We start from the raw sequence: 18,139 nt of genomic DNA, 5'->3' as shown, positions 1-18,139 counted from the left end.
TTCACAAGTATACCATCCCGCCGGACCACCGTCCACCGGGGATCTACTGGTTGCTTCTCTGCACGCTCTCCACGCCCTGAATCTTCTGCAGCCGGGCGATGATGCTCGTCAGGTGTTCCACATTGGAGATGCCGATGGTGATCATCACGTCGGCAAAGCCGTTTTGCAGGCTGCGGGCGTTGATGGCGAAGATGGGTACCCGCATGGCCGAGAGGGCGATGGAGATGTCGGCAAACAGCCCCTGCCGGTCCAGCCCCACCAGCTGCAGGGTGGACTTGAAGGAGTCCCGGCTGGAGGCGCTCCACTTGACCTTTACCCAGCGCTCGCTGTTCTCTTCCAAGTTCTTGGCCGCCAGCACGTTGGGACAGTCGGCCTTGTGGACCGAGACCCCGAACCCGCGGGTGATGAAGCCGACGATGCTGTCCCCCGGCAGGGGGTTGCAGCACTTGGCAAACTTCACCAGGCAGTTGTCGATCCCCTCGACCTCTACCCCGCCGGAGGAGGTGTGCTTGGATTTGGTCAGGGGCACCTCCTCCTTGGTGAGGGGGGCCGGCGGGGGCGCGGGGTTGACCATTTTGGAGTAGGCCTCTTTGATGCGGGGCATCAGCCGCGTCAGGTTGATGCCGCCGTAGCCCAAAGCGGCGTAGAAGTCGTCCAGGCTGCCCACCTGGTACTTCTTTCCCACCCCCATCAGCAGCTGTTCTAACTGCTCGTCGTTGACGGCGATCTGGTTTCGCTTGAACTCCCGGTCCACCTCGATCTTGCCCTCGAGGATGTTCTCCTCCCGCTGGGTCTTTTTGAACCAGGTGCGGATTTTGTTGCGGGCCTCGCTGGTGTGGACGATCTTCAGCCAGTCCCGGCTGGGGCCCCGGTTCGGCGACTTGGTGGTGATGATCTCGATGATCTCGCCGTTTTGAATCTGGTAGTCCAGCGAGACGATCCGCCCGTCCACCTTGGCCCCCACCATCGAGTTGCCCACCCCCGAGTGGATGGCGTAGGCGAAGTCGATCACCGTCGAGCCCTTGGGCAGGCTCTTGACATCCCCCTTGGGGGTGAAGGCGTAGACCTCCTCAAAGGTCAGATCGCTCTTGATGTTGGTGATGATGTCCCGGGCGTCCTCCGAGTCCTTCTGGGCCTCCAGAAGCTGGCGCACCCAGGCCAACTTCTCGTCGAGTTTGTCGCTCCCCCGCACCCCGGCCTTGTACTTCCAGTGGGCGGCGATGCCGTACTCGGCGGTGTGGTGCATCTCGTAGGTGCGAATCTGAATTTCAAAGGGCATCTTTTCCTTGGAGATGACGGTGGTGTGCAGCGACTGGTACATGTTGGGCTTGGGGGTGGAGATGTAGTCCTTAAACCGGTTGGGGATGGGGCGGAACAGGTCGTGCATCAGCCCCAGAATGTTGTAGCACTCGTTGACGGTGTTGCAGAGAATCCGCACCGCCACAATGTCGTAAATCTCGTCGAAGCTGCGCCCGCTCATGAACACCTTGCGGTAGATGCCGTAGACCGACTTGACCCGGCCGGAAATCTCGATGACGTCCTCGTAGTCCTTGAGCCGCTCCCGAATCCGGCCAGTGACGATCTCCAAAAAGTCCTCGGTGTCCACCTTGCGGCTGTTGAGGTACTCCTGAATCTGGTAGTAGCCAAAGGGGTCCAGGTACTTGAGGGCCAGGTCCTCCAGCTCCTCCTTCACCGAGCTGATGCCCAGCCGATGGGCGATGGGGGCGTAGACCTCCATCACCTCCAGGGCCTTGTCCCTGCGGTGCTGTTCGGGCATCACCTCCAGGGTGCGCATGTTGTGCAGCCGGTCGCAGAGCTTGATGAGGATGACCCGGATGTCCTTGGACATGGCCAGGAGCATCTTGCGGATGTTTTCGGCCTGCTCGTCCTCTTTGGTGGTGAACTGGATTTTGCCCAGCTTGGTCACCCCGTCCACCAGCAGCGCCACGTCGGGGCCAAACTGCTTGGAGACCTCGTCCAGGGAGGTGGGGGTGTCCTCCACCACGTCGTGCAGCAGCGCCGCCACCACGCAGTCGGTGTCCATCCCCAGCTCCCAGAGCAGGGCGGCCACCTGTACCGGGTGGGTGATATAGGGCTCGCCCGAGCGGCGCTTTTGCTCGCCGTGGGCCTCGTAGGCCAGCGCATAGGCGCGGTCGATGACCGCCAGGTCGTACTTGTCGCCGGCGGCCAGCTTCTCGCGCAGCTGTTCGTAGCTTAAATACATAGTGCAGCAGTCCTTTTCGCAGTCAATTCCCGCAGGATGCGGGAGGCGTTCAGGTCGGCCTTCTGCCCCTTGTTGACCAGGAGCAAGACCTTGCCCTTCTCCCGCTTTACCGTCAAGATGCCCAACTCTGCCAAGACGTTGAGGGCCAACATCATCTGGCAGTAGGTGATGGGCTTTCCGGCCATCTTGTTGTAAAAGAGGACAAAGTCGCCGACGGCGGGGCCGAAGTAGAGGGCGGCCTTATAGCACAGGGCCACCTGCTCCCGGGTGAGCATGGCCCGGGTGAGCTCCCCGTCGTCCAGCGGCTCGCCCAGCTCGATCTTCTGGTAGAGGGCCATCTCGCTGTAAATGGTAGGGGAGAGTCCGGCCGGGTGGATATCCTTGACCTTGATGGAGATGTTTTGCTCCCCCAGATACTGGTACAAGTCCAGGGTCACCACCACGTCCACCCGGTCCCCCGGGGCGTACTTGAACTCCTGTGAGGAGACCCGGAAGTAGACGGCAAAGAGGGTGGCCCCGCCCTTTTTCAACTTGAGGCGGACGTGCCGGTCGTCGGAGATGGGGTAGACGCCCTCGACCTGCACCCCCTGCAGCAGAAAGTTGGGTTTGGGGTTTTCGTGGCCGTAGGGGCCCAGCTCCTCCAGCGCCAGCACCGTCTCCAGCGTCAGCTCGCCGAAGTCGGCCGCCGCGTCGATGCGCAGGGTGGGCAGGGGCATGGTGGGGTGGGTCTTGCGGGCGTAGTCGTTGATCCGCTCCCGGAACTCGCCGATGCGCTCCACCGGCAGGGAGAGCCCGGCGGCCAGCTTGTGCCCGCCGTAGCGGCTCAAGCAGTCGGCGCAACTCTCCAGGGCCTCGTAGAGGGAGAAGTCGCCGAAACTGCGGCCCGAGCCCTTGGCCTCCTCCCCGTCGGGGACCAGGAGGATACAGGGCTTGGCAAAGCGGTCCACCACCCGGGAGGAGACGATCCCCACGATCCCCTTGTGCCAGCCCTCCCCCGCCAGCACGATGACCCGCTGGCCAAAGTACTCGGGGTGCTGGGATTGCATCTGGCGAATCTCCTCGATGATCTCGCCCTCCACCTGCTGGCGCTGGGCGTTTTTCTCACAGAGATCGTCCACCCACCGCTCGGCCTCCCCCTCGTCCAGGCAGGTCAGCAGCTTGACGGCGCTCTCGGCGCTCTCCATCCGCCCGGCGGCGTTGATGCGGGGGACCACCGTAAAGGCCAGGGTCTGGGCGGTGATCTCCCCGCCCTTGGTGCAGCGGGCGATGAGGGCGGCCAGCCCTGGGTTGTCGTAGTAGGGCAGGGCGGCCAGCCCCTCCTTTACATAGAGGCGGTTCTCCCCCTTCAGGGGCATCACATCGGCCACGGTGCCGATGGCCACCAGCGGCGCGAACTCGTCGAGCATCACCCGGGGGTCCTGCTCTTCCAGGGCGCAGACCAGTTTGAAGGCCACCCCCACCCCTGCCAGGCACTTGAACCGGCTGGGGCAATCCCTGCGGTAGGGGTCGATGACCGCACAGGCCCGGGGCAGCTCGGTCCCCGGCTGGTGGTGGTCGGTGATGACCAGGTCCATCCCCAGCTCGGCGGCCCGCTCGGCCTCCCGGCAACAGGCGATGCCGTTGTCCACCGTCACGATCAGCTGTACCCCGTCGCGGTGCAGCGCCTCCACCGCCGAGAGGCTGAGGCCGTAGCCGTCGGACTCCCGGGAAGGGATGTACCAGCGCACATCCGCCCCGCAGATGTCCAGGTAGGAGTAGAGGAGGACGGTGGAGGTGATGCCGTCGGCGTCGTAGTCGCCAAAGACGCAGATGCGCTCCCCCTCCTCGACGGCGCGGCGAATCCGGGCCGCCCCCTGCTCCATGTCGGCCAGGCGCAGGGGATCCTCGATCTCGCAGGGGTCGTTTTGGTAGTGCTCCACCTTCTCGGGGGTGTCGATCCCCCGGGCGCAGAGCACCTTGCAGCAGAGGGGGGGAAGCCCCGTCTGCGCCGCCACGGCAGACCATTTCTCCGCCGGTGTGTTGGGTAAAATCCACTGATTCATACTCAAAGTTGCCATCCACTTCCATTCGGGCCGCCGGCAGAAGCCGGCGGGGTGCAGAAAATCAATATCAGTTTATTTTATCACCTACCGCCGCCCGGCGCAAGTTTCCCCGCTGCACCGGCAGCGCCCTAGCGACCGGCGGCGGCTATATATAAGGAAAAACATCCCCCTGCCCCCCGCCGCCCCTGTTTCGGGGGAATAAACGCCGCCCGTTTGCCCGATCCTATGGCATCGGGCAAGGGCGGGAAACCAGGCTGCCAAAAACCGGCTTTCCCCCCTTGCTTTTGGCAAAAACAGCTGCACCGGCTCCCCTTCCCTTTTCGACAAAATCAATCCCGGCTAAATTTTTTGGGCAGGGTGCTCAGTATTCCCTCCCTTTTTTGTGCCGTCTGCTCAAAAAAGCTTTTTTCCAGCTTTCGGTTTTTATGAGTTGCAACATTGCGGAGCCATCAAAAAAGGAGTAGGATTATCCGTGGAACGTTCACTTCACACGGGAAAGGAGGCAGGTTCTATGGAAGATTTGATCCATAACCTATTGGAGATCGACCGGGACGCCCAAAAAAAGCTGACCGATGCCGAGACCCAGCGAAACCAGATCATCGACTCGCTGGAACAGCAGCAGCAGGCCCTCAGCGACGAGATTCTGGCCACGGCCAAGGCCGAGGTGGCCCAACTGCAAAGGGACAGCGACGCGCGGGTGCAGGCCCGGTCGGAGGAACTGAAAAAGCGGTACGCCGACGCGGTGCAGGCGCTGGACGAGAGTTACCAGCAGAGAAAAGACAGTCTGGTGGATGCTATCGTGCAGCGCTGCGTGGGCGGTGAGTAGGGCATGTTTACGACCTTCTCTCAAAACGCCATCCTCGCCAAGATCAAGGCCATGTACGGAAAGCGGATCACCCCCTCCCAGTACGGGGAGATGCTGCACAAGACCTCGTTGAGCGAGCTGGCGGCCTACCTCAAAAACAGCACCCGCTACCAAGACGCCATGGACACAGTCAACCCGGCGGCCCTGCACCGCGGCCAGCTGGAAGCCACTGTGAAAAAAGAGCTGTTTTACTCCCTGTTGCGGCTGGTGCGCTACCTGCCCGGCCGGAGGGAGCGGGAGCAGTACGTCAGCTTCTTCATCGGCCAAATCGAGATGGATCAGCTCATCGGCTGCATCAACCGGCTGGACGCCGAGGGCGAGACCCACTTTGTCCCCGAGGTGCCCGCCTTCCTGCTGGACTACCTCTCCTTTGATGCGGTGGCCCTGGGCCAGGCGGAAACCGGGCGGGAACTTTTGGAACTGCTGGAGAAGACCCCCTACTACAAGACGGTGGAGCCCTTTGCCCTGGCCCCCGGCGAATTCGACGTCAGCAGCTGTGTCACCGCCCTGCGCCAGCAGTACTACAACCGGTTGTTCTCCCTCATCGAGGAGACTTACAAGGGCAAGACCCGGCAGGAGATGATGGACATTGTCTCCACCAGCCTGGAGCTGCAAAACATCACCAACCTCTACCGCCTCAAGGTGTATTTTCACTACAAACCCGAGGAGCTGGACCGGTTCATCGTCCACAACGAGTACTCCCGCCTCTCCGACAGGTTTTTGCAATCTCTCGCCGCGGCCCCCAACGGGGACGCCTTTATCCGGGAGATCGCACAGAGCAGCTACAAAAACTACTTCGACAAAGACGATTTTCTCTATATCGAGTACCACACCAGCTACATCAAGTACCACTTGAGCCGTCGCCACATCAGCTTTGCCACCAAGGCGGCCACCGCCTTTCTGGCCTATGTGACCCTGGGCACGGTGGAGTGCGACAACATCATCCACATCGTGGAGGGAATCCGCTACGGGGTGCAGCCGGAGGACATTCAGAAGCTGCTCATCATCTAGGCGGCGCCACCGCCTGAAAAACACCTGACGCGAAAGGAGCAAACGCACTATGGCAATACAAAAGACGACTCTGGTCAGCCTGATCGGTCGCCTGGAAAACTTGGACGAGGTAGTCCTGCGCTTGAGCCGGCTGGACTACTTCCACCCGGAGGAGATCACCTCCAAGAGCGGGGCGGTCTCCAAGGCCGCCTCCGCCGAGAACCCCTATGCCGAGCTCGCCGACGCCCTGCGCACAGCCTGCACCGCCGCTGGGCTGACCCCGGTGGCGGTGCCCGGCGACCAGTTGGAGCGCAGCAGCCACGACCTAAACCTGGCGGATGTCCGCCATTTCGTGGAGTCATTCCGGCAGGGGTTTGACGCGGCCGACCAAAAGGAAAAGGAGATCGCAAAGCTGGTGGAAGAACACCAGCTCAACCTCTCCCACCTGGACATGATCCGCAGTTTTCACACCAGTTTTGACAAGCTGTTCGGGGCCAAGTACCTGAAGGTGCGCTTTGGGCGGCTGCCGCTGGAGAACTACAAAAAGCTGGAGCACTACCAGGACAAACCCTTTTTCCTCTTCACCTTTGCCAACGACAAGACCTACCAGTGGTGCCTCTACCTGACGGGGGAACAGCACGCCGCCGAGGTGGACTCCATTATGGAGGCCCTCTACTTTGAGCGGGTGCGCATCCCCGACTACCTCCACGGCGAGCCGGAGGACGCCGCCGCCTATCTGGAGGAAAAGCTGGCCGAAGAGCAGGCGGCCTTGAAGGGCTGCAAGGGCGAGCGAGACCGGCTGGTGGAAGAGGGACGGGAGACCCTCCTCTCCTACTACGCCACCGTCCAGTTCATGCAGGAGACCTACGGCGTGCGCCGGTTTGTGGGCACCAGCTTTGACAAGTTTGCCGGGGGCGACTACTTCGAGTTTGCCGGCTATGTCCCCGCGGGGAGGGAGGGCGATTTCGAGACCCTCTTCGGCGACCTGCCCACCGTGGTGGTCACCGCCGAGAAGTCCGACGACGGGGCGGTTCCCATGCTGCCCGGTCTGGTGACCCACTCGATGAAGGAGGCCCACGAAAAGGGGGTGCGCCCCGAAAAGCCCACTAAGTTGAAAAACAACTGGTTTGCCCGCCCCTTTGAGATGTATGTGGAGATGTACGGCGTACCCAGCCACCGCGAGATCGACCCGACCCCCCTGGTGGCCTTCACCTACACCCTCCTCTTCGGCATCATGTTCGGCGACGTGGGCCAGGGGCTGCTGATCGTGCTGGGCGGCTTCCTCTTTGCCAGGTGGAAGAAGTCCCGCCTGGGCGAGATCATCATGCGCATGGGCATCAGCTCCACCCTCTTCGGCTTCCTCTACGGCTCGGTCTTCGGCTTTGAACACGCCCTCGACCCGCTGTACCGGGCCATTGGCTTTTCCGAGAAGCCGGTGGAGGTGATGAACGCCCAGACCATCAACGTGCTGCTCATCGGCGCCGTGGCCCTGGGGGTGGTGCTCATCCTCACCTCCATGGCCCTGAACATCTATATCGGGCTGAAAAACCGCGATTACAGCAAGGCCCTCTTCTCCCAAAACGGGGTGGCTGGTTTTGTCCTCTACGCCACAGTCATCAGCGCCATCGGCCTGCCGATGTTGGGGGTCAGCTTCTCCCTGAACCTGCCCATCATCCTCATCTGCATCGTGATCCCCATCATCTGCATCTTCATGCGGGTTCCCCTGGGCAACCTCCTGCTGAAAAAGGATGCCTTCCCTGAGGGGGGCTTTGGCGCCTACGCGCTGGAAAACATCTTTGAGATGCTGGAGATCGCCATCTCCTTTGTGGCCAACACCATGTCCTTTCTCCGCGTCGGCGGCTTCATCTTGAGCCACGCGGGGATGATGAGCGTGGTCTTCACCCTGGCGGGGATGTTCGGGCCGGTGGGCTATGCCGTCACCGTGGCCCTGGGCAACCTCTTCGTCATCGGGCTGGAGGGCCTGGTGGTGGGCATTCAGGTGCTGCGCCTGGAGTTCTACGAGATGTTTGGCCGCTACTACTCCGGCGAAGGGGTGCCCTTTACCCCCATCAGCCAGATCGTGCACGAGCACGCCAACTAGTCCCTTTTTGCAAAACCGGCGGTCCGCTCCCCATATTGGGAGCGCCCGAAAGAACACACATCCGTTTGACATTTTTGATTTGGAGGTTTTATCACCATGGATATTCTGCTTCTGACTGCGGCCACTGCCGCCATCGCCGCCCTGTTTGTCTACCTGTTCAAAGCCCGCAAAGCCGGGAAGAAAGCCCCCTCGATGATGAAAAAACAGCTCATCGCCTTCGGCGCCACCTGCCTGGGCGCGGTGCTTTTGCCGGTGGCCGGCTACGCCGCTGAGGCCCCCGCTGCCGCCGCTTCCTCCGCCGCCGGCATGGCCTACCTGGCCGCCGCCCTGGTGACCGGCCTCGCCTGCATCGGCTGCGGCATCGCCGTCGCCGCCGCCGCCCCCGCCGCCATCGGCGCTGTCAGCGAGAACGACAAGACCTTCGGCAAATCCCTGATCTTCGTGGCCATGGGCGAGGGCGTCGCCATCTACGGCCTGCTCATCTCCATCATGATCCTCAACAAAGTCTAAGCCAAAGAAGGCATCTGCAATGAAATTTTTTGTGATCAGCGACAACAGCGACACCTATATGGGCATGCGTCTGGCCGGGATGGAGGGGACCGTCGTCCACCAGTACGACGAGACGGTGGCCGCCCTCAAAACCGCCATGGAGGACCCCGACATCGCCGTGGTGCTGATGACCCAGAAGCTGGTCTCCCTCTGTCAGGACCTGGTCTACCAGTACAAACAGCAGAGCAAGACGACCCTGATTGTGGAGATCCCCGACCGGCACGGCTCCTCCCACCTGGAGGAGAACCTGGCCCGGTACATCAAAGACGCCATCGGCGTAAAGATTTGAGGTGGCTTAGATGCTTTCAAACGAAGAAAAACTGGAACTCATCCGCAGGGAGATCGAACAGACGGTGGAGGAGCAGGCGAGCGCCATTTTGAAGTCCGCCTCCCAAAAGCGGATTTCCGCCCTCTCCGACGCGGAGGCCAAGGCCAACGAGGACGCCGCCCGCTATGTGGAAAAGGCCAAAAAGGACATCCACACCCGGGAGACCACCGCCATCTCCAAGGCCACCTTGCAGTACCGCACCGAGCTGCTGCAGCGCAGCGAGGGCTATGCCAAGGAAATTTTTGAGGCCGCCCGGGCCCGGCTGGTGTCCTTTCACCAGTCCCCCGAATACGCCGCTTACTTAAAGGCCCGGCTGACGGCCGTGGCCTCAGATCACTCCTTTGCCTCTGTCACCGTTCGCCTCTCCCCCGCCGACAAGGCGTTGGAAGGGCTCTGCGGTGAGGCGTTCTCCGTCCCCTGCCGGGTGGAGTACGACGACGCCATCGCCGTGGGCGGCTTTGTCGCCGAGAACCTGGACGAGGGCTACGCCTGCGACGAGACTTTGGACAACGCCCTGGAGGAGCAGCGGGCGTGGTTTTACGCCAACTCGGGCCTGGTCTTAAAGGCCATTTAGGCCCCCCTCCTCTGCCCGCAAAACCAACTTCTAAGGGGGTACGATATTTTTGAACACCATCTATTCCATCAACGGCCCGGTGGTGAAGGTGCGCGACACCAAGGACTTCTCCATGGGCGAGATGGTCTATGTCGGCCAGAAGCGCCTCATGGGCGAGGTCATCATTGTCAATGACGCGGCCACCACCATCCAGGTCTACGAAGAGACCTCCGGCCTGCGGCCCGGGGAGCCGGTCATCGGCACCGGCAGTCCCATCAGCGTCACCCTGGGGCCGGGCATCATCTCCAACATCTACGACGGGGTGCAGCGCCCCCTGGGAAAAATCGAAGAGCAGGAGGGCGCCTTCATCGGCTCCGGCGTGGAGATCCCCTCCCTCGACCCCGACCGGGAGTGGGACGTCACCGTCACCGCCAAGCCCGGGGAGCAGGTCTCGCCCGGCCAGATCATCGCCACCTGCCCCGAGACCTCCCGCATTGAGCACCGGGTGATGGTGCCGCCGCACCTCGGCGGCACCGTCCTCACCGCCGCCGAGAGCGGCCCCCACCGGGTGGAGGACGTCCTCATCACCGTCAAAGACGAGCGGGGCGCCACCCACGAGGTAAAGATGTGCCAGAAGTGGCCCATCCGCACCCCGCGCCCCACCAAGACCCGCCTTCCCATCTCCCAGCCGCTCATCACCGGCCAGCGGGTCATCGACACCATGTTCCCCATCGCCAAGGGCGGCACCGCCGCTGTGCCCGGGGGCTTTGGCACCGGCAAGACCATGACCCAGCACCAGATCGCCAAGTGGTGCGACGCCGACATCATCATCTACATCGGCTGCGGCGAGCGCGGCAACGAGATGACCCAGGTGCTGGAGGAGTTCGGCTCCCTCATCGACCCCAAGACCGGCCGGCCCCTGACCGACCGCACCGTCCTCATCGCCAACACCTCCAACATGCCGGTGGCCGCCCGCGAGGCATCCATCTACACCGGCATCACCCTGGCCGAGTACTACCGGGACATGGGCTACCACGTGGCCATCATGGCCGACTCCACCTCCCGCTGGGCCGAGGCCCTGCGCGAGATTTCCGGCCGCTTGGAGGAGATGCCCGCCGAGGAGGGCTTCCCCGCTTATCTGCCCTCCCGCATCGCCACCTTCTATGAGCGGGCCGGCTACATGGTCAATTTAAACGACAGCGAGGGCTCCATCTCCATCATTGGAGCCGTCTCCCCCCAGGGCGGCGACCTCTCCGAGCCGGTGACCCAGAACACCAAGCGGTTTGTCCGCTGCTTCTGGGCGCTGGACAAATCCCTGGCCTACGCCCGGCACTACCCGGCCATCAACTGGACCACCAGTTACAGCGAGTACCTGGACGACCTGGCCGGCTGGTACAACGCCCATCTGGGCGAGCGCTTCCTGCGCTACCGCGGTCGGATGGCCCAGATTCTGCAGGAGGAGAGCCAGCTGCTGGAGATCGTCAAGCTCATCGGCGCCGATGTGCTGCCCGACGACCAAAAGCTCATCATCGAGGTGGCGAAACTGGTCCGCACCGGCTTCTTGCAGCAAAACGCCTTCCACAAAGAGGACACCTATGTCCCCCTGGAAAAGCAGCTGGAGATGATGCGCACCATCTGGTACCTCTACAAAAAGGCCCTGATCGTGGTGAACGAGCGCCAGATCCCGGTCGCCACCATCGCCGGCAGCGGGCTGTTTGACAAGATCAACAAGATGAAATACGACATTGAAAACGACCGGCTGGACAAATTTGACAGCCTCCGCCAGGAGATCGACTCCACCCTGGCGGCCATGAATTAGAGAGGGGGCGGCGAGTTTGAGTTTACAGTATGTAGGACTAAAGGAGATCAACGGCCCCCTGGTGGTGCTGGACAAGGTGCAGGGCGTCAGCTTTGACGAGATCGTCGAAATCCGGCTGGACAGCGGCGAGACCCGCACCGGCCGCATCGTCGAGATCGAGGGCGAGCGGGCGGTCATTCAGGTGTTCGAGGGGACCGAGGGACTGTCGCTGAAAAACACCAAGACCCGCCTCACCGGGCACACCATGCAAATCCCCCTCTCCCCCCAGATTCTGGGGCGGATTTTCTCCGGCGCGGGCCGCCCCATCGACAACCTGGGCGAGATCCACGCCACCGAGTTTGCCGACGTCAACGGCAAGCCCATCAACCCGGTCTCCCGGGTCTACCCCCGAAACTACATCCAGACCGGCATCTCCTCCATCGACTGCCTGGCCACCCTGATCCGCGGGCAGAAGCTGCCCATCTTCTCCGGTTCGGGGATGAGCCACAACAAGCTGGCGGTGCAGATCGTCAAGCAGGCCAAGATCGGCGACGGGGAGGACTTCTGCATCGTCTTTGCCGCCATGGGCGTGCAAAACGACGTGGCCGACTACTTTAAGCGCAGCTTTGAAGAGGCCGGCGTCATGAGCAACGTGGTCATGTACCTCAACCTTGCCTCCGACCCCATCGTCGAGCGGATCATGACCCCCCGCTGCGCCCTGACCGCCGCCGAATTTTTGGCTTACGAGTTGGGAAAGCACGTGCTGGTCATCATGACCGACATGACCTCCTACTGCGAGGCGGTGCGGGAGTTCTCCTCCTCCAAGGGCGAGATCCCGGCCCGCAAAGGCTTCCCCGGCTACCTCTACTCCGACCTGGCCAGCCTCTACGAGCGCGCCGGCATCATCAAGGGGAAAAACGCCTCGGTCACCCAGATTCCCATCCTCACCATGCCCAACGACGACATCACCCACCCGGTGCCCGATCTGACCGGCTATATCACCGAGGGGCAGATCGTTCTGGACCGGGGGTTGGACAACCAGGGCATCTTCCCGCCGGTCTCGGTGCTGCCCTCCCTCTCCCGGCTGATGAAGGACGGCATCGGCGCCGAGTACACCAGGGAGGACCACTCCGCCGTCTCCAACCAGCTGTTTGCCTGCTATGCCCAGGTGCAGGACGCCCGCAGCCTGGCCTCGGTCATCGGCGAGGAAGAGCTCTCGGACACCGACAAGAAAATCCTGGTCTTTGGGCGGGAGTTTGAAAAGCGCTTCCTCAACCAGGGGGAGGACGGCGGCCGCACCATCGACGAGACCCTGAATCTGGCCTGGGAACTGCTTAGCATCCTCCCCCGTCAGGCCCTGGACCGCATCGACAACAAGCTGGTGGATCAGTACTACCGCCCCGAGGTCTTTGAGGCCTTTAACAAGGAGAACGGCTGATGGCCGGGCAGGTATTCGCCACCAAGGCCAACCTGATGGCCACCCGCAAATCCTTGGACCTGTCCAGCCTGGGCTTTGACCTGCTGGACCGCAAGCGCAACGTCCTCATCCGCGAGTTGATGCAGCGGGTGGACGAGGCCAAGGCCATCAAGGACGAGGTGAGCGCCACCTTCCGCCAGGCCTACTTTGCCCTGCAACAGGCCAACATGTCCCTGGGCAAGATCGACCACCTGGTGGGCAGCGTCCCGGTGGACGACAGCTTGCAGATGACCTCCCGCAGCGTGATGGGAGTGGAGATTCCCCACCTCACCTACGAGGACGCCGCCCCCCGGCCGGTCTACGGATTCGAGCTGTCCAACTCCAAATTTGACGACGCCTACCGCAAATTTCAAAAGGTCAAGGAGCTGTCGGTCCGCCTGGCCGAGGTGGAGAACAGCGTCTACCGGCTGGCTGGGGCCATCCGCAAGACCCAGAAGCGGGCCAACGCCCTGGAGCACATCATCATCCCCGACCTGAAGGCCACCGAAAAGGCCATCACTGAGGCCCTGGAGGAGAAGGACCGGGAGGAGTTCTCCCGCCTGAAGGTCATCAAGGCGCAGAAGGAAAAAGCCGCCCAGGCGGCCGACGCCCAATCCGCCTAGCCCCTCTCCCTCCCCGCAAAACAGCCGGGCAGTCTGCCCGGCGTCAAGGGGACCGCAAGGCCATTTTTAGACAGCGCAACCCACCAGATCGGGTCGCGCTGTCTTTTTTCATGTCAAAACGCCTTTGCGCGGCTGCGAGGACGCCGGGCAGCCCCCCTGCTCCCACCCACTCTCTCGGCACGGCGGACAGGCGCCGCTCTGCCATGCCCCCGCCGCCAGCATCCCCCGGCTGTGACCTGCCGGAATCCTTGTACGCCCGCTGCAAAACCGCTTCCTTTTCCGTTGAGCGCAAAAAACGTCAGACCGACACAAAATCGCATGGATATTAAAAATTCGTTGAAAAAAAGAGAAGGGTGTGCTAAGCTTAATACGCACCAGCAAACTGCTCAAAATTTTATCCAACAAGAGTTTTTTATTGTACTATAGGGCAGTCGGGTCAGATCTGGTCCCGCTCACCACCCCTGTCAAGCGGGCAGATCGCATACGATCACGGGTGAATTCTGTACCGAACTCTAAGGGGAGTACACCTTTTTGCCTTGTGAGAGGCAGCTTTCAACAAGAAAGGAGAAAAGCAGTGAGGACAAAGCGAAGATTTCTAGGCGCCCTGCTGGCAACCTGTATGGTGTTCTCCCTGACACCGATGACAGCGCTTGCAACGGCAACAAGCGCAGGCGCCTGTCCCGGTGGCGGCGCCTGCGCCCATGAGGCCGCCGTCGGCTCGACGCACTACGACCGGCTGACCGACGCCGTCGCCGACGCCAACGGCAGCGAAATCCAGCTGCTGAGAGACGTCGACCTCGCATCCCCCATCATCGTTGACAGCGACGTGACCATTGACGGCTCGAACGGCGACGACGTCTTTCAGATCACCTCCTCCACCACAGGCGGGCACCACCGCCAGGGGTTGTTTCACATGGCCAACGAGGGGGACGCCAAGGCGACTCTCACCCTGAAAAACATTGCGCTGGTCAGCAAGAGCTGGTCAAACCCCTGCGGGGTCTCCATCCGGGCCTCCAATCAGACGCTCAATCTGGAAAATGCGATCATTGACGCGTCGCACTACTGTGTATTCGTCGGCGTTCCGGGCGGCGAAAGCGAAGACGTAAACGACGTGACGGTCAACATCGCCCACTCAAAGCTGACCGGCTACGCGGCGGTCTATTACCGCACCAACAGCACAACCAATATGATCATGCGCCCCGTTTTGAACGCGACCGACAGCGAGCTGACCGGCCGCGGCGTCAACGGTTTTGGCAATGGCTTCAGCACAATTGTCTACAACGGGACGCGGGATGCCAGGGCCTCCATCTCCGGCTGCACCCTCAGCAACTCCTTTGATTCCACCAATGAAGACGCGAACGAGGGCATCATCCAGTTCAATCCCTACGGCGCATATGAGGAGCGGGCGGAAATCACCATCTCCCACTCCACCCTTGAGACCAAGAGCACCACAGCCGCCCCCAACGCAATCAAATACACCGCTGGGGAAAATTTGAATGTGGGGAACAAGGTCATTGTCGACGACCTGACCGTTCTGGTCGATGGGAACAGAAGCGATCTCATCCGCGTTGTGCGCGGTGGGAATGAACTGGTCGCCACCGGCAGGGAGCTGGGCGACGTGTTGTCCCTTTCGGTGCCCAGCTACGGCGACAAACCGGGGGGAAGCACCTCGACAAAACCGGTCTCCCTGCTCGCGGGCGGAGATGTGGTCCTGGTTCCCGTCGACGCTTCATTGTCCTCCAGTGCGATCATCCCTGAAAATGTGACCGTCGTCGTTTCCGAGGGAGCGGCCCTCACCGCTTTGCAGGGCGCGGCGCTAACCGGCACGGCGGGGGCAAAACTGACCGTTCGGGGAACCGTTTCAGGACTCGCCGAAATACCGGGCCCCGGCACCTATATATGGCAGGGGGACTCCTGGGTGGCCGAGGGGAAGCACCAGATAGAAGCGCCTGCCGTCGACCTCTCCACACCTGTGGAAGAGGTGACGGTGGGGGTTGAACTGGACGACTCCGTCAGCGCGATGCTGATGGAGAGCGCCGACGAGGCGCTCAAAACTGCCATTCAGGCGGCCATTGCCCAGGGGATCGACGTCGTCACCTCTGTCGAAGCAAAGCGCATCTCCCCGGCAGATGTGCCGGGCGATGCGGCCAAGGCAGAGGCCGCCGCAAAAGAGGGCGGGCTCACCGCGGCCGAATATTTGGACCTGCGCGTATTGGTGACAATAGGCGCAACCGACCCGCGAGAAATTGCCGAAACCAGGGCCGAACTCACCTTCCAGGTCGCTGTGCCCGAAAATCTAAAAAAAGAGGGGCGAGTCTTTTTTGTAATCAGGGTTCACGGCGGGGCGGCAGATATTTTGGCCGCCGCCATCGACGAGGAGACCGGCCTGCTGACCTTTCAGACCGACAAGTTTTCCACCTATGTGTTGGCATACAAAGATTCCGGTGCGACAGAGCCGGGGAGCGTGGCCGAGCCGCCTGCCCCCGCCACCCCGAGCGGGCCCGGCGAGGGGAAGGTCTCCCCGCAGACCGGGGCCGGCGGCGCCCCATCGCTGCCGGCTGCCCTGCTGCTGGCGTCTGGCGGCGCCCTTGCCGGCGCGTTGCCCCGGCGCAAAAAGGGAAGATACGAAAAATAGGCTTTTCCAAAAAACGCCCCGCCGGATGGCGGGGCGTTTTTCTGTCGGTCAGGCCCTAGGCGGTGCCCTGCTGGGCTTTCGGCGAAGACAGCCTCACCGCCATCCTCTGCAAAAGCGCCCGCTGACCGAGCGCAGAGACGGCTGCCCGTCTACCCTTTCCGCGCCGCCATCCCCTCAGAGCCCCGCGCCCCCGCTGTGCTGCAAAATGGCCTCCACCGTCTCCTCCGGCGTCTGCTGCGAACTGTCAATCCAGAGGCCGATCCGGGGGGTCTCCCGCAAGAAATCGGCGCAGAGCTGTTCCACCGAAAAGCCGGTGTAGCCAGTCTTGCCCCGCCCGGCCTCCCGCTGCCGCACCACCTCTGTCCGGGGGCAGAGCACCACTACAAAGACAGAACACCCTTGCAGCAGCCCGATCATTTCGGGCAGCGCCTGACCGTAGTAGTTGTCCTGCAAAACCACCGTAAAGCCGGCCTCGCAGTAGGTTTTGGCCGCCTGCGCCGCCAAGCGGCAGCGCAGGGAAAACTGGTCGAGGGCTTCCCGGGTGGGGGCCTCGCTCATCTCCTCCCTGCCGGCGACGATCATCCGCCGAAAGACATCCCCCCGCAGGTGTACGCCCCGCGCCATCCGCTCGGCCAGCAGCTGGGCCACAGTGGACTTGCCCGCCGCCATCACCCCGGTAATGAGGTAAACTCTCCCTGCCATCACTCCGCTCCTCCCCTTTGACACATGGGGGCGGTCCGTCTGGGCGCGCCCCTCTCCGGTCACCAGTATACCCCTCCGGGGCCAGCGGCCGCAACCCCTCTTCCCACAGAGGCGACTGGCCGAAAGGGGGCCTCCCCCCCCCAATCGACAAATGGGGACAAACATGCTACACTGGACAGGTCAAGCGGCCCGCCGCGGCCGCCAGAAGAGAGAGGGAAGAGCCATGCCAGAACTGCCAGAAGTCGAAACCGTCAGGCGGATCGTCGAGCCCCAAATCCGGGGCCGCCGCATCCAGCGGGTCACCGCCCACAACCCCAAGGTCATCGCCCATCCGGAGGCGGAGGAGTTTTGCCGCCTGGTGCAGGGGCAGACCTTCTCCGCCGTCGAGCGGCGGGGCAAGTTTCTCACCCTGCACCTGGAGAGCGGCGACCGCCTCATCCTCCATCTGCGGATGACCGGCAACCTCCTCCCCACCCCCGGCGGCTACCCGCAGGAAAAACACACCCACCTGGTCTTCACCCTGGACGACGGCAGCGAACTGCGCTACATCGACCTGCGCCGGTTCGGCCGCTTCTGGCTCCTGCGATCGGGGGAAGAAGACCGCTTTACCGGCATCGACCGCCTGGGCCCCGAGCCCTTTGACTCCTCCTTCGACACCGCCTACCTGTCCGGGCAACTGGGACGGCGCAAAAGGGCGGTCAAGGAGTGCCTGCTCGACCAGTCCATTGTCGCCGGCATCGGCAACATCTATGCCGACGAGTCCCTCTTTGCCGCCCGCATCTGCCCCACCCGCCCGGCAAACACCCTCACCCCAGAGGAAGTCGCGCGCCTGGTCCAGCAGATTCCCGCCATCCTGCAGGCCGCCATCCAGGGCAAAGAGACCTCGCCCGAGGAGTACCTGGCCAGCGGGGGTCGCAACTATCGGGGCGGCTCCTTCTTTCAGGTCTACGGCCACGGGGGCGAGCCCTGCCCCGCCTGCGGCGCGCCCCTCTGCCGGACCGTCATCGGCGGGCGCAGCAGCGTCTACTGTCCCTGCTGCCAACCCCCACTGGCAAAAGGGGGATAACTTCTGTGCCCGTCAGTAAAACCTGCACCCCCGACTCCTTCGCCGGGCGGCGCAGCCATCTGAAGACAAAACGGGTTCCCCCGTCGAGCCCCTCCTCCTTCTCCACCCCGCGGCTGGACCAGTGCGAGGGCGTTCACCCGGCGCGCTGGCCGAATGGCCTCCCCCCCTGCTGGACATCGGCTGCGGCACCGGCCTGGAGCCGGTTTC

At 62.6% G+C, this 18,139-nt stretch carries 14 protein-coding genes; 11 read left to right on the top strand and 3 right to left on the bottom strand.

Annotated features, from left to right (window positions below; translation table 11 throughout):
* Positions 1-43: 43 nt before the first annotated feature.
* Positions 44-2,224, bottom strand: coding sequence for a RelA/SpoT family protein (locus HJY11_RS09305; RefSeq protein ID WP_208075682.1), 2,181 nt, complete (start codon positions 2,222-2,224; stop codon positions 44-46).
* Positions 2,215-4,218, bottom strand: coding sequence for a single-stranded-DNA-specific exonuclease RecJ (gene recJ / locus HJY11_RS09300; RefSeq protein ID WP_208075681.1), 2,004 nt, complete (start codon positions 4,216-4,218; stop codon positions 2,215-2,217). The genes HJY11_RS09305 and recJ overlap by 10 nt, the downstream gene beginning before the upstream one ends.
* A gap of 559 nt (positions 4,219-4,777) precedes the next feature.
* Between recJ and HJY11_RS09295 the strand changes: the two genes are divergently transcribed.
* From HJY11_RS09295 to HJY11_RS09250, 10 genes are all read left to right on the top strand, one after another.
* The gene (locus HJY11_RS09295; protein WP_208075680.1) at positions 4,778-5,092 is read left to right on the top strand and encodes a hypothetical protein; all 315 of its coding nucleotides are present in this window, start codon (positions 4,778-4,780) and stop codon (positions 5,090-5,092) included.
* A gap of 3 nt (positions 5,093-5,095) precedes the next feature.
* Positions 5,096-6,142, top strand: coding sequence for a V0D/AC39 family V-type ATPase subunit (locus HJY11_RS09290; protein ID WP_208075679.1), 1,047 nt, complete (start codon positions 5,096-5,098; stop codon positions 6,140-6,142).
* Positions 6,143-6,191: 49 nt separating this feature from the next.
* A complete protein-coding gene (locus HJY11_RS09285; RefSeq protein WP_208075678.1) occupies positions 6,192-8,222 on the top strand; it encodes a V-type ATP synthase subunit I in 2,031 nt (676 codons plus the stop codon).
* A 96-nt stretch (positions 8,223-8,318) separates the two neighbouring features.
* Positions 8,319-8,732 carry an ATP synthase subunit C gene (locus tag HJY11_RS09280; protein WP_208075677.1) on the top strand — a complete coding sequence of 138 codons (414 nt, stop codon included), beginning with the start codon at positions 8,319-8,321 and terminating at the stop codon, positions 8,730-8,732.
* 19 nt (positions 8,733-8,751) lie between these two features.
* Positions 8,752-9,060, top strand: a complete 309-nt coding sequence (locus HJY11_RS09275) for a V-type ATP synthase subunit F (RefSeq protein WP_021660499.1) — start codon at positions 8,752-8,754, stop codon at positions 9,058-9,060.
* 10 nt (positions 9,061-9,070) lie between these two features.
* Positions 9,071-9,673, top strand: coding sequence for a V-type ATP synthase subunit E (locus HJY11_RS09270; RefSeq protein WP_208075676.1), 603 nt, complete (start codon positions 9,071-9,073; stop codon positions 9,671-9,673).
* 49 nt (positions 9,674-9,722) lie between these two features.
* Complete coding sequence (locus tag HJY11_RS09265) at positions 9,723-11,471, top strand: V-type ATP synthase subunit A (protein WP_243764383.1); 1,749 nt, start codon at positions 9,723-9,725, stop codon at positions 11,469-11,471.
* 16 nt (positions 11,472-11,487) lie between these two features.
* Positions 11,488-12,888 (top strand): V-type ATP synthase subunit B, encoded by a 1,401-nt coding sequence (locus tag HJY11_RS09260; protein WP_208075675.1) that lies wholly within the window; start codon positions 11,488-11,490, stop codon positions 12,886-12,888.
* Entirely contained in the window at positions 12,888-13,529 is a 642-nt protein-coding gene (locus HJY11_RS09255) for a V-type ATP synthase subunit D (RefSeq protein ID WP_208075674.1), read from the top strand. The genes HJY11_RS09260 and HJY11_RS09255 overlap by 1 nt, the downstream gene beginning before the upstream one ends.
* Positions 13,530-14,103: 574 nt before the next feature.
* Positions 14,104-16,164 (top strand): hypothetical protein, encoded by a 2,061-nt coding sequence (locus HJY11_RS09250; protein WP_208075673.1) that lies wholly within the window; start codon positions 14,104-14,106, stop codon positions 16,162-16,164.
* 174 nt (positions 16,165-16,338) lie between these two features.
* Here the strand turns inward: HJY11_RS09250 and HJY11_RS09245 are convergent, their stop codons facing one another.
* Positions 16,339-16,866 (bottom strand): AAA family ATPase, encoded by a 528-nt coding sequence (locus HJY11_RS09245; protein WP_208075672.1) that lies wholly within the window; start codon positions 16,864-16,866, stop codon positions 16,339-16,341.
* Between the two features lie 223 nt (positions 16,867-17,089).
* On the opposite strand from HJY11_RS09245, the gene mutM reads away from it, so the two are divergent.
* Positions 17,090-17,932 (top strand): bifunctional DNA-formamidopyrimidine glycosylase/DNA-(apurinic or apyrimidinic site) lyase, encoded by an 843-nt coding sequence (gene mutM, locus HJY11_RS09240; RefSeq protein ID WP_208075671.1) that lies wholly within the window; start codon positions 17,090-17,092, stop codon positions 17,930-17,932.
* Positions 17,933-18,139 lie beyond the last annotated feature (207 nt).

This window comes from Bittarella massiliensis (ex Durand et al. 2017) (assembly GCF_017566145.1).
GTDB lineage: Bacteria > Bacillota > Clostridia > Oscillospirales > Ruminococcaceae > Bittarella > Bittarella massiliensis_A.
The sequence above is the reverse complement of the archived record's forward strand: the minus strand, read 5'-3'. Positions and strand labels throughout refer to the sequence as shown.

What these genes read in the sequence shown, in the direction of transcription:
- HJY11_RS09245 (WP_208075672.1), bottom strand. Translation starts at nt 16,866, where the DNA reads ATGGCAGGGAGAGTTTACCTCATTACCGGGGTGATGGCGGCGGGCAAG.
- HJY11_RS09275 (WP_021660499.1), top strand. Translation starts at nt 8,752, where the DNA reads ATGAAATTTTTTGTGATCAGCGACAACAGCGACACCTATATGGGCATG.
- HJY11_RS09270 (WP_208075676.1), top strand. Translation starts at nt 9,071, where the DNA reads ATGCTTTCAAACGAAGAAAAACTGGAACTCATCCGCAGGGAGATCGAA.
- HJY11_RS09280 (WP_208075677.1), top strand. Translation starts at nt 8,319, where the DNA reads ATGGATATTCTGCTTCTGACTGCGGCCACTGCCGCCATCGCCGCCCTG.
- HJY11_RS09255 (WP_208075674.1), top strand. Translation starts at nt 12,888, where the DNA reads ATGGCCGGGCAGGTATTCGCCACCAAGGCCAACCTGATGGCCACCCGC.
- HJY11_RS09295 (WP_208075680.1), top strand. Translation starts at nt 4,778, where the DNA reads ATGGAAGATTTGATCCATAACCTATTGGAGATCGACCGGGACGCCCAA.
- HJY11_RS09305 (WP_208075682.1), bottom strand. Translation starts at nt 2,224, where the DNA reads ATGTATTTAAGCTACGAACAGCTGCGCGAGAAGCTGGCCGCCGGCGAC.
- mutM (WP_208075671.1), top strand. Translation starts at nt 17,090, where the DNA reads ATGCCAGAACTGCCAGAAGTCGAAACCGTCAGGCGGATCGTCGAGCCC.
- HJY11_RS09285 (WP_208075678.1), top strand. Translation starts at nt 6,192, where the DNA reads ATGGCAATACAAAAGACGACTCTGGTCAGCCTGATCGGTCGCCTGGAA.
- HJY11_RS09290 (WP_208075679.1), top strand. Translation starts at nt 5,096, where the DNA reads ATGTTTACGACCTTCTCTCAAAACGCCATCCTCGCCAAGATCAAGGCC.